This is a genomic window from Legionella massiliensis, from assembly GCF_000756815.1.
Classification (GTDB): domain Bacteria; phylum Pseudomonadota; class Gammaproteobacteria; order Legionellales; family Legionellaceae; genus Tatlockia; species Tatlockia massiliensis.
Genome location: NZ_CCVW01000002.1, coordinates 1 through 11,895, shown reverse-complemented (window position 1 = coordinate 11,895; position 11,895 = coordinate 1). Strand labels below are relative to the sequence as shown.

Below are 11,895 nucleotides of genomic sequence, written 5' to 3'. Positions count from 1 at the left end.
TTAAAAGTAGGCTAAAATCAAGAATGGAGTTCTAATAATTAGCTCAAATTCATAGTTCGCGACTCCCAAAGCCCTTATTACTTATCAATCACCCGTTAAGGGTAATCAAAATTGGAAACAGGCAAAGTCGATATTTTCATTCCTTTCTAATGTTTGGCTAACATCAATATGATTAAATTTTACTCAGACATTTGAACTTCAAGCTCGAAGTAGAAAATTGTCAATTGCGATATCTATTTGAACATATAAATGACTCATGAGGTTTTGCCATGCCCCCTTTATTTCCTGAAAATGACCAGCCTGTTTTTATAGAACAAGGCAGTATAGGTGATTGCTATCTACTTACTGTTTTTGATTGTCTTTATAACTCTACGGAGGGAAGAAAAAGGTTAAAAAACATGTTTACTGAGCTAAAAAATGGAGACGTAGAAGTAAGAATTAAGCGCAGTGATCAAAGTTCTTTTCTTAAACCTAATAAGATCAATCAAAAAAATTATCACTATGAGTATAGGGATAATCAAGACATTATTACCATACCTAAAGCTTCCCTGGAAACCTTTGTTAAAGACACGAGGGGTGCCAAAACAAATAGTTTAGCTGTTTTAATTTTAGAGCACCTTAGCTCTTATTATTTTTTGGATTCAAATGCAGATAGTCTTCAAGCACATAATAGTCAATGGCGGTATGCAGGTACTGCACCTGATTTTATGGCTAAAATTGTTGGATTTGAAGCGGGTTCTTTGAAGAATATTGAGCAAGTAATCAAGTTAAAAAAAGCTATTCCGGACGAGCCAGTCTATATCTCTATGGCCTATGGTAAGCCAGATAGGCAGGGGATAATTCATGGATATCATGCACTAAGAATTCACAGTATAACACCCAATCTCCAAGTACCTGGTGGATATGAATTTACTCTAATTAATCCATGGAATAACATGAAAATGGAAATCTGGAGTTTAGAGGCAATTAAAAAGCGTAACCCTCAATTTGCTTGTTTTTATAAAAATAAGGAAAAGAAGAAATTTACTTTAAAACTATTATCGCTTCCTGAAAACGAAGTTAAGTTCATTCTTAAGCATGCCGCATTAAAAGACAATCTATTTTCCCTGTACCGAGCTACGAAGGATTTAGATAATCAATTTATACGTAATGCCGTATCTCTTTACAAAAGGTTTCCGAGTATTTTTGATAAGATACCGTTAACGTCTGGAGGCCTATCAATTTTTCATAGTCCTACTCAAAAAGACGCTTTGCTTGCTTGCCTAAGAAACCGTTCTGATCAATTTGAAAATAACTACCAATTACTTGTAGAAAAATGCTCCACGGATACAGGTTTTAATTCTCAATTTGAAAGTAACTACAAGCTATTTATAAAAAAATGCTTTCCAAATACAGTTTTTAACTCTCAAGAAGAAGTTAAAAAATTAACTGACTATATTGATCAGGTTGCCTTAGAAAATCCAGAGGAAAACCCAGAAGAAAAAATCATGGATTTTTATTTTTTACAGGATTTTGAATTGTTACCTCAGGGCAAACTTCGCACCTCTTTTATTCATCCAGAAACAATTTCAGCTCTACCGCGACTACAAACTAAATTACTAGCAAGAGGAATACAGTTATTTTCAATTCATGGTCTTGAAAAATTTGGGGTAGATGGTAGAAGCTTTCTTAAATCGGATCATCTTGCGGATCAACCTCTCTATCGTGCCTTGGTAGGTCAAGAAAAAGGATCTTTGGGTGTCTTAAAAAACATATTTTGTTTAAGAGAAATAAATCTTTCACTGAGTAATCAATTATTAAAGCTTGCACAAGAAGATTTAGCAAAAACCAGCTTTAAAAGTTTAAAAAAACTTTTGGAAGAACAACCTTCTGATTCATTCAAAGACTGGTTAAAACTCATCGTTGATTCCCATATAGAAACACATAAAAAATGGAATAATGAGCTAGCACTTGAAATAAGGAAAATTTTAAAAGAGCAACAACCAAGATCCTTAGCTATTTTTTTCGAAAAAATAACAGCAGAAGATTTCATTAGCAAATTCATAAAGGATTATGAAAAACACTTTGGAGTTAATCCCCCTCAAAAAGAAATTGACGATATCGTTTTGACGGAATGGAAACGGATGACTAATTGTGAACGGCCTCAATGGATTAAACAATTACGAGACCCTACTCAAAATATTAGCCAGCTAGGAAGCCTGAGTTTGCTATTTAAGCAGACCCCGAAACAATTAGATAATAGCAATTTGAAGAAGGATACAAGCGTACATTTATCTCAACAACCCTAAAATCAAATCCAAGTGGAACCTATGGCGAAAACTTAAAGGGAATTTAGTTTTTTTATCACTTGTTTTAACTGTGATTTAATGATTTTTTGATGAAAAATTCGAATGGTTTTAAAGTAAAATCTTCCCCAGATATTATGGAACTTAAGCAGTGTAATTATTGCAAGTTCATTATCAGATTTTTTTAAAATCATTCGCACATCTAAATGCTTATCATCCTCACCAAATATCAATTCTGTGAGATTAATCTCAAACAGGCGAAATAGTCCAATTCTTTCTCCGACAATGAGTGTAACGTCAACTTTTTTGCTTATTGGAATGGCTCGTGTTTTAAGACCGAGCCAGCCTACCAGGCTATTCCTGATATTTAAAAGATGACGAGCCCATAGTGGAGAGGCGTTGAAAAATAAGTCTGCTATGATTTCAATTGGATAATTTTTATTGGGGTTATATTTGCCTACTAACGCTTCAGCATAATCAATTTTTGGAAGAGTTTTGATTAAGAAATTATCAGGTTTCACCGACTTCTTTTTAATTGTCAAAAAGGGTTTATTTTTCTTTCTAAAGATTCTCATGAGTTACTCTGTAAGTAATGGATGGGTAATAACGCATTTTATATCCAAAAAGTAGGTGGAAATTAATTAAATTTAGGCGGTCTTTTTTCTAAAAAAGCCTGTATTCCCTCGTTATAATCATGCCCTTGATAGACATTACGCCGAATTTGCTCAATGTATTCAAATAGCTCTGGCGAAATTACACAAGAATCATTAATAATTCTTGCTTGTTCTTTGAAAGCGGAAATAGCTTCAGATGATCGACTGGCAATTGTTTTGGCGAGATCATAAGTATACTTTTCCAATTGCAGTTCAGGAATGAGGGAGTTAATAAGATTATAGTGAAGTGCTCGTTCGGCATTAATAGGATTTGCGCTAAAAAATAATTCCTTTACCAAGTTGATAGGTAAGCGAGATAGAAAATGTTGAATACCACTGGCATTATACGGTAAGCCAAGTTTTGCAGGGGTCATGGCAAAAGTGCAGCTTTCATCAGCAATAATGAGATCACAATTTATAACGAGATCGAATGCACCTCCCCAGACAGAGCCATGAATCATTGCAATAGTAGGGATTTTGTAATGACGTATTGCTCTTAACAAGATTTCTAAAGGATCGTTATAAGGTAAAGGATCAGTATTAGCTAGGGGCAATTCTGTAACATCGTGGCCTGCTGACCAAACGGGATAATTTTCTGCTTGTCGCAGAACAACCACCTTTACTTTTTTATTGGTCATGGTTTCTAACGCGAGTAACAATGATTTAATTAACTCAGAGCTCAGAGCATTTCTTCTTTCATAATGATTTAAGGCGATAGTACCAATTGCATCTTCAATTTTGGTTTTTATTAATGTCATAAGAGCTCTTATATTAATGTTAATTTCTGGGCCGCTTGAATCAGTTCTTCCTGAAATTTGGGATCTGCTATTTCAATTAAGGCTAGAGCACGCTCTTTTGTTGATTTTCCTCGCAAATTTACTATGCCATTTTCTGTCACAATATATTCAACATCCATACGTACATCAGTTACCATTTCAACCTTGGGAACTATGGTAGATACTGCCCCATTTTTTGCACTAGAGTGAAGAGCGATGACAGAAATCCCATTTTTTGCCAGAGCAGCCCCTTTGACGAAATCAAATTGCCCTCCTGAGCCACTATATTCATGACCTTCAATAAATTCAGCATTCACCTGACCATATAAATCAACGGAAATCGCGGTATTTATGGATACAAAATTATTTTGCAAAGCGATGGTATTAATGCCATTCACGTACTCCGAAGAATAACTTTCCATGGCCGAATTGTTATTCATATACTCATAAGTATTTTTATCACCAAGAGCTACAGTAAAGACATGCTTTTGCGGATTCATAAACTTATTGTTTCCGTTGATAACTCCCTTGTGGATTAATTGCGTCATGGCATTAGAAAAGAGTTCTGTATGAATACCCAGGTTTTTATGTCCCTCAAGTGCGCGAGCAATGCCTTCAGGGACTTTGCCAATACCGAGTTGTATTGTAGCGCCGTCTGGAACTAAGGGGGCAACCAATTTCCCTATTTTAATATCCTTCTCACTGGGCGATGCGGAGGGGAACTCTATTAGCGGTGCCGTGTTTTCAACGATAGCGGCAGCTTGAGAAACATGAATTTGTGATTGACCAAATACTCTTGGCATATTTGGATTCACTTCCAATAATAACTGGTCGCATTGCCTTACAGCAGTGGAAGCATAATCATTATTAGTTCCCATAGAAAAATAACCACCAGAATCCATAGGTGACACAGTGATTATAAATGTATTAACTTTAATAATTTCTCGCAATACACGGGGAATCTGACTGAAATTACAAGGCACAAAACTCAATAGCTTTTTACCCGTCTGCTGTTGTTCTTTAATAATGTTGTGATCGATACCTGCCACAAAAAAACTATGAGCCCGAATTTTCTCTAAAACTTTTTCGGTTAGAAGGGTATCTGCCAAATGGCGAGTAGCGATTTTGTAATACACTGAAAGGTTTTGCAGATCATTATGAAGAACTCTTTGTGCGATAGCTGATAACAAGGCAGGTGGAGCCCCTGCACCCATTGCTACTACTAACGTAGAGTTATTATTAATTCGTTCCACCGCTTGTTCAGCTGTGACTAATTTAGATTGATACAACTTGTCATAAAACATTACTTCATCCTTAAATAGTTTCTATTTTTTAGCTATCAATCCCGATATCTTTATCATTTTTTACAATGGTTGATTGAAATGAAAATAGTATACTCCGTTAGAGCATTTGTACTAACTATGTTGTCTGCTTAGCAGTGGGTAGGGGGTAGTTGCAAATTCCACTTCCTGTGGTCAATACATCCTTGTATTGTTTCCTTTTAAGGACATCAATGTCCCCAAATTTGCAACTTCCATGGATATTAGTATGACGTAATTCATGTTGTGCGTCATTAAGACCGGATTGGTAAATATTGTGAGAAATGTCTTACAAAAACGCTTGACAGCTCTTACTGTTAACTAGTGTCAGAGTATTGGCAAGCGATTAGATTTGTTTATGGAGCAGATGTGGAAATTCGCAGTGACGAGCTAAATAGTATATTGAATGATACAACCCAGGAAATTTCACAAGCATCTGGGGGATATGTTAGGGTGATTTAGAATGTTCATTACGCATGCATTAGCTCTGGTTTTATAGCTCCAACCCTAGCAAATGGTCAGCAAGAAGCTAACTTTGATAAGTCCGATTACCTACCTACCTCAGAAGAGTTAAACCCATGCAAGTTTCTACAAAGCCTCGGAAATTTTTATCATCGGAAATTGACAGTTAATCGTGGATTTTCAGCAGAGTACTGATGAATGAGCTGTTAGGGGTTGTGAATGAGTAGAACCGCCAGCTTACTCCAACCTTAGTTATAGAACCTATTGATTTTTAATTATTAACTATTTAATTTTTCCATCTTTTAGAAAATCATATTCCCCAATGACGCTAGGTGAAGGCTGCTGAGGATGATTAAATCATCGGGGTTATAGGCTAACAACAGCTCTGCCTTTAGTTACGCACTCTTGCCGAAAAATCAGATTGTAATTGAGCTTGTGATGGCATCCCCATCAAGAGGATTATATAGAATCACTTCTTTCTTCTCGCAGCTGGAACATCTTTATATGGTTCAGGTTTTTTTTATGAGAAATAATTTTTCCTTGTGTCTACATGGAAATTAATCCTCGGTTTTCTCTGGAGAAGAATATGGAAAACAATAAGTCGGTGAAACTCATTAAATCGGTGATTGATAAAATCAAACCTGTGGAAGGAAAAGATCAGGTGTTTTATCGAGATGAGCAATTAAAAGGGTTTGCATTAAGAGTGACTGCTGCCGGAGTAAAAAGCTTTGTTGTTGAAACTCGCATTACCAATAAAGTTAAACGCATTACTCTAGGCAAGTATGGTCAGCTTACCGCTGAAGAAGCGCGCAAGCAGGCAAAGCATTTATTAGGGCAGGTTGCGAAAGGGGATAATCCTGTTGCTGAGAATAAGACAAATAAAATTAAATCGCTTAGTTTGCAGGAGGTGTTTAATGATTACCTTAAAGCCCGTAAAGATTTAAAAGCGCTGACTATCAAAGATTATCAAAGTGTTCTAAAGCAAGTGATGCCTGATGGGCTTGGCAAACCCCTGATTAATATTACAAGAGAAATGATTGCCAAGCGTCACGCGCAATATGGCCAAACGAATAGTAAAGCACGGGCTAATTATGCGATGCGAGTTTTACGTGCGGTATTTAATTTTGCTGTTCATGAGTATCAGTTAGATGATGGCCAACCTATTATTGCGATTAATCCAGTGGAATATTTATCACATGCGCGTAGTTGGTACCGAGTCGATCGTAAAAATACCATGATCAAAAATCATCAATTAGCTGCTTGGTCTGAGGCTTTAACAAAGCTCGGTGAGCAAGAAAGTTATCCGCAAGCAACGATGTGGAAAGATTATTTTTTATTGATTCTTTATACAGGCTTAAGACGGATGGAAGCAGCTTCTTTGTCTTGGAAGGACATCGATTTTCAAGCGAAGACCTTTACTGTACAAGATACTAAAAATAGAGAGATTCATACCTTGCCTATGTCTGATGTTCTCTATTAATTATTCCTGCGAAGGAAGCAAAGCAAAACAAAAGAATTTGTTTTTCCTGCACCAAGTAAAAGTGGTCATGTTGTGGAACCAAGAAAGGCAATGTTAAAAGTGGTCGAACTCTCGGGAGTTTCTTTTACAGTGCATGATTTAAGAAGAACCTTTGCTACAACAGCAGAAAGCTTGGACTTACCGGCCTATGCACTAAAGCGCTTGTTGAATCACAAAATGACAAATGATGTGACAGCTGGCTATATTATGCGGGATGTTGAACGATTAAGAACTCCTATGCAACGTATCGCTGATCATTTAAATTGTCAGATGGCTAATACTCCAGAAGTTGAAGAAATTAATTAGCTTTTTAAATATAATCCTATTTGTATAGGATTATATTTAAAATTTACTATTTCTTTAGATTAATCCTATAATAGTAGGATTAATGAAGAGGTTTCATTAAGATTTCTAATTAAGACTATAGTAGTAGGATTATATGGCCAAGCAAATCAAAAAATTAGAAACGCCGAATCTGCAACAAGTAATTACCGCAGAGTTGCTAGGAAAAATAATTAAGGCGCGTCGAACGCAAAGTGATTTGCGCTTAGAGGATGCAGCTGCATTATGCGGTGTAGCTAAAGATACATTGATGAAAGTTGAACATGGCCAATCGACTTGTCAATTAGGAAGCGTATTACAAATTTGTTCTGCATTAGGAATAAAACTCCATGTAGCGCCATGGACAAGTAATGAGAGTGAAAATGATTGGAGCTAAGCAGGTTTTAGATGTTTATTTAGGCAAAGATCAAATAGCGCAACTAGCACTTATCGATGATCAGTTATATTGGAATTATTCTGATCCCTGGAAAAGAGAAGGGTATGCAGTTTCTCCACATTTGCCCTTGCAGCAAGAGATTCCACCACTAAATGTGCAGCGATTCCTACGAAATTTATTACCCGAGGGAGCTGCTCTAGAAGAATTATTGAATAACTTTCATTTAAGTAGAAACAATACCTTTGGTCTGGTTCGAGCTTTAGGACTAGATACACCGGGTTCCTTAGTTATATTAGCCTCTAATCAACTAATTCCAGAGCAAGCTAATTTTCGAGTAATCACTGATGAGGAATTAGCACAACGTTTAGACCATCGCGACAGATATAGTCTAATCATTTGGGATGGAAAACCTCGTCTTTCAGTTGCCGGAGTACAGGATAAAATTAACGTAGTCCTTAACGATCAGGGACAGCTTGGTTTTGGAGAAGGTAGTTTGTGTTCTACTCATATCCTCAAATTTGAGACAAAAAAAAATTCATCTATTGTTTTAAACGAATATCTTTCTATGCGTTTAGCTAAACGTTGTGCCTTAAATGTGGCGAATGTCCAGATAAAACATTTTGGCCCGCATTCAGCTTTATTGGTAGAGCGCTTTGACAGGAAATCGATTACTAACAATATTGTGAAAAGACGCCACTTAATAGATGGTTGTCAAGCACTGAATCTACCACCCGATTACAAATATGAACAAAATTTTGGAAATAGCAGGGATGTGGCACATATTAGGGATGGGGTAAGCTTACCTAAGCTGTTTGATTTTGCTAATCAGTGTATAAATCCTGCAAAAACCAAGCAACAAATCCTTGATTGGGTTTTATTTAATATTTTGATTTTTAATTGTGATGCTCACGGGAAAAATATAAGTTTTTTTGTTGGCTCAAAGGGTATTTCACTGGCACCCTTTTATGATTTGGTCAATATAAAAATGTACCCTGAATATGAGCATGCACTAGCTATGGCATTAGGCGATGAATTTGATGAGAATAACATCTATGCTTATCAATTAGCTGATTTTGCAGATACTTGCCGATTACCAAGATCGCTAGTAACAAATCGTTTGATATATTTAATTGAAAGATTAACAGATGCTTTGCAAGAGGAAATCAAATTATTGTTAGTTGATGAGAATGAAAAAAAATATTTAAGGCAGTATCAGGAAATTATCACAAAGCGATGCGAGCATTTATTAGTACAGAGCAAAGAAATTACTTCGGTGCAAATATAGTAGAATAGAGAACAATGTAAATGAAATCAGCTAACGAAGATTATTGTGGCAAATACCAGCATTTTAAAAATAAAAATTTATACGAGGTGATTGGTGTAGCCAGACATAGTGAAACATTAGAAGAGATGATTATTTATAAAGCGCTTTATGAATGCGAAGAGTTTGGTAAAGATCAAATTTGGGTTCGACCTAAAATAATGTTTTTTGAGCAAGTTGAATATGAGGGTTCCATAGTTCCGCGATTTATGAAAATCAGTTAATAGAAATCACTGGGACAAACGGGACACAGGGACAACTATACAAACACTGAATTTTGTTGTCCCAAAGTAAAAAATTCAATTGGGACATCAGGGACAAATCCGGCAAGAAAAATTTTTTGAGTATCAATCGATATCATTTAGTATCATTCTGATCGTAAGCCTCCAAAGCCCTTGACGGCCCTTTAAATTCCACGCAATACTTCGTCTGAACTGTGAATTTTTACGGTTCAATTAAAGTGACGGCAAACGAAATATCACGACTTTTTCCCTCAAGGGAACCCGGCCGGATAGTCAACTGATATTCATCGAGCAAGACGCAAACCGTCGATATTATGCTGAATGAATAAATCATTTGATGAGGGCTATATGAATAATAAACAAACCCGTTTACGACTATTAAACGAATTTGAATCTGCACCAGATTCTGCTTTATTTAATCAACAAACTTTAGCAGCAGTTTTAGACTGTTCAACCCAGCTTTTAGAACGTAATCGTTGGGAAGGAAAGGGTGTTCCTTACCTTAAAATTGGCCGCAAGGTTTTGTATCGTAAATCTGACGTTATGTCATTTCTCCAGCGACAAAAAATCTATCGTTCTACCTGTGATGAAGGGCAGTTCCTTTCACTTGTCACTGAATGAATAAACTGTTCACGGAAGGATAGATTTTCTCTCTTCCATGAACTCTGCTGGAGGAAATAGTCATGCAACAAAACCAAGTTATTACATTAAAAAATACAAACAATAATTATCCTGTGCTCTGTGACTATGCAGGCGGGTATTTTAAATTAACTGAGCAGGGTCTGTCGTTTTATGGCAAAGACAAAGATGGCAATCCAACCGCTCCCCGATGGATTTGCTCGTTTTTACACGTAGTGGCTAAAACCCGTGATGCGAAAAGCGGAGAGTGGGGGCGATTATTGGAATGGCAGGATGATGATCGGGTGACTCATCAATGGGCAGTGCCTCTGTCTCTATTACAAGGCGATGCGTCTGAGGTGAGAAGAGAGTTAGCCTGTCTTGGTTTAACCATTTCGCCGAATAGACTAGCTCGCGATTTACTCATTAGTTATTTGCAGGTTTTTCCTGTAGAAGATAGGGCGCGATGCGTTGATAAGCTGGGCTGGCATGAGGATATTTTTGTTGCTGCTTCGCAAACCATTGGTCATTCTTCCGAGAAAGTTGTTTTCCAAAATAGCCATGCTGTCGAATCAGCAATGTCTGTATCGGGTACCGTTGAAAATTGGCGGGAAACAATAGCACTGCTCGCATCTGGCAATTCACGATTGATTTTCGCTATCTCTGCTGCTTTTGCTCCAGCTTTGGCAAGGATTGCAGGAGAAGATTCTGGTGGTTTTCACTTCAGAGGTGCTTCCTCAAGCGGCAAAAGTACTGCTTTAAAAGTAGCTGCTTCGGTTTGGGGAAATCCTCAAGCTTATTGCCGATTATGGCGTAGCACGACTAACGACCTTGAAGGCTTGGCTGCCTTGCATAATGACGGCTTGTTGATTCTCGATGAATTAAGTCAGATGGAACCAAAAGAAACAGGGGAGGCAGCTTATCTACTCGCTAATGGCCAAGGAAAAACACGCGCCTCGCGTCAGGGAACAGTTAGACCATCATCTCGCTGGTAATTGTTCTTTCTCTCCGCAGGCGAGGAGTCCTTAATGTCTCTTATGGCCAAAGTAGGTCAAAAGACAAATGTCGGTCAGGAGATTAGGCTTGCTGATATTGAAGCCGATGCTGGATTGAAGATGGGAATTTTTGAAAAAATCCATAATCAGCTTAGTCCAGCTACTATGGCTTTATCCTTAAAAGAATATGCCTCTAAGTATTATGGTGCGGTAGGGTTAGCCTGGTTGCAGAAGGTCGTTGCCAATCAACAAAGTATTGCGGAAAAGATTGCTGAGTCAATACAGGAGTTTGTGAATAGGGTTGTCCTACCGGGTTCAACGGAACAGATTATCCGAGTAGCACGCCGTTTTGCTTTAGTTGCTGTTGCAGGTGAGTTAGCCAGCCAATATGGTTTGACTGGCTGGGCAGCAGGCGACTCCCAAAATGCAGCTTATAAATGTTACCAAGCATGGCTAGAGCATTTTGGTAGTGATGGAAATCGAGAAGACAGAGCAATCTTGGCTCAGGTTAAGGCTTTTTTTGAATCTTATGGCACTAGTCGTTTTGATAACGTGAATGATCCAAACAATGCTCGGATTCAAAATCGTGCAGGATTCTATAAAACCGATGATTTATGGTTTTACCGGGAGTATTTAAAAACGAACTCTGTCAGGGATTTGAGCCACGATCAGTAGTACGGGTATTAATAAATGAGGGTTGGTTAGTACCTGCAGCAGATGGAACGCCTACGCAAAAGCCCAGAATCAAGGGGGTAGGAACGTCTAGAGTATATGTTTTTACTATTAAGTTTTGGGGCTGGGAATAAGTTTTGCAATGAACCAGAAATTTGTCCCATTATTTTTAAGTTTTGGGACATAACGGGACAGTTTAAAGCCAGTGTTTACATGCTGTCCCAGCCGTCCCAATTGTCCTAGCCTCTTTTTAATTCTTAAGATATAACCAAAGTGTATTTCGGGATTTTATTCCCATTTCATCATGTATCATCA

The 11,895-nt window shown here is 37.4% G+C and carries 8 protein-coding genes and 2 pseudogenes; 7 read left to right on the top strand and 3 right to left on the bottom strand.

The window, feature by feature from the left end:
- Window positions 1-269: 269 nt before the first annotated feature.
- On the top strand, window positions 270-2,288 hold the full coding sequence (locus BN1094_RS18810) for a hypothetical protein (protein WP_052403192.1): 2,019 nt from the start codon (window positions 270-272) through the stop codon (window positions 2,286-2,288).
- Between the two features lie 32 nt (window positions 2,289-2,320).
- Here BN1094_RS18810 and BN1094_RS07350 read toward each other — a convergent pair whose 3' ends face one another.
- From BN1094_RS07350 to BN1094_RS07340, 3 genes are all read right to left on the bottom strand, one after another.
- Window positions 2,321-2,860 (bottom strand): DUF2867 domain-containing protein, encoded by a 540-nt coding sequence (locus BN1094_RS07350; protein WP_043873816.1) that lies wholly within the window; start codon window positions 2,858-2,860, stop codon window positions 2,321-2,323.
- Window positions 2,861-2,922: 62 nt separating this feature from the next.
- Entirely contained in the window at window positions 2,923-3,696 is a 774-nt protein-coding gene (gene scpB / locus BN1094_RS07345; RefSeq protein WP_043873815.1) for a methylmalonyl-CoA decarboxylase, read from the bottom strand.
- A gap of 8 nt (window positions 3,697-3,704) precedes the next feature.
- The gene (locus BN1094_RS07340; protein WP_043873814.1) at window positions 3,705-5,018 is read right to left on the bottom strand and encodes an acetyl-CoA hydrolase/transferase family protein; all 1,314 of its coding nucleotides are present in this window, start codon (window positions 5,016-5,018) and stop codon (window positions 3,705-3,707) included.
- 1,063 nt (window positions 5,019-6,081) lie between these two features.
- Here BN1094_RS07340 and BN1094_RS07335 point away from each other — a divergent pair.
- The 6 genes and pseudogenes from BN1094_RS07335 to BN1094_RS07310 all read left to right on the top strand — a co-directional run bounded on the left by BN1094_RS07335 (window position 6,082) and on the right by BN1094_RS07310 (window position 11,714).
- Window positions 6,082-7,320: pseudogene (locus BN1094_RS07335) on the top strand (tyrosine-type recombinase/integrase).
- Between the two features lie 133 nt (window positions 7,321-7,453).
- The gene (locus tag BN1094_RS07330) at window positions 7,454-7,732 is read left to right on the top strand and encodes a helix-turn-helix domain-containing protein (protein ID WP_043873813.1); all 279 of its coding nucleotides are present in this window, start codon (window positions 7,454-7,456) and stop codon (window positions 7,730-7,732) included.
- Window positions 7,719-9,017 (top strand): HipA domain-containing protein, encoded by a 1,299-nt coding sequence (locus tag BN1094_RS07325; protein WP_099908996.1) that lies wholly within the window; start codon window positions 7,719-7,721, stop codon window positions 9,015-9,017. The genes BN1094_RS07330 and BN1094_RS07325 overlap by 14 nt, the downstream gene beginning before the upstream one ends.
- A 20-nt stretch (window positions 9,018-9,037) precedes the next feature.
- Window positions 9,038-9,277 carry a DUF1653 domain-containing protein gene (locus BN1094_RS07320; RefSeq protein WP_043873812.1) on the top strand — a complete coding sequence of 80 codons (240 nt, stop codon included), beginning with the start codon at window positions 9,038-9,040 and terminating at the stop codon, window positions 9,275-9,277.
- A 366-nt stretch (window positions 9,278-9,643) separates the two neighbouring features.
- Window positions 9,644-9,916, top strand: a complete 273-nt coding sequence (locus BN1094_RS07315; RefSeq protein WP_043874534.1) for a MerR family transcriptional regulator — start codon at window positions 9,644-9,646, stop codon at window positions 9,914-9,916.
- 62 nt (window positions 9,917-9,978) lie between these two features.
- Window positions 9,979-11,714, top strand: a pseudogene (locus tag BN1094_RS07310) (DUF927 domain-containing protein).
- Window positions 11,715-11,895: the final 181 nt, after the last annotated feature.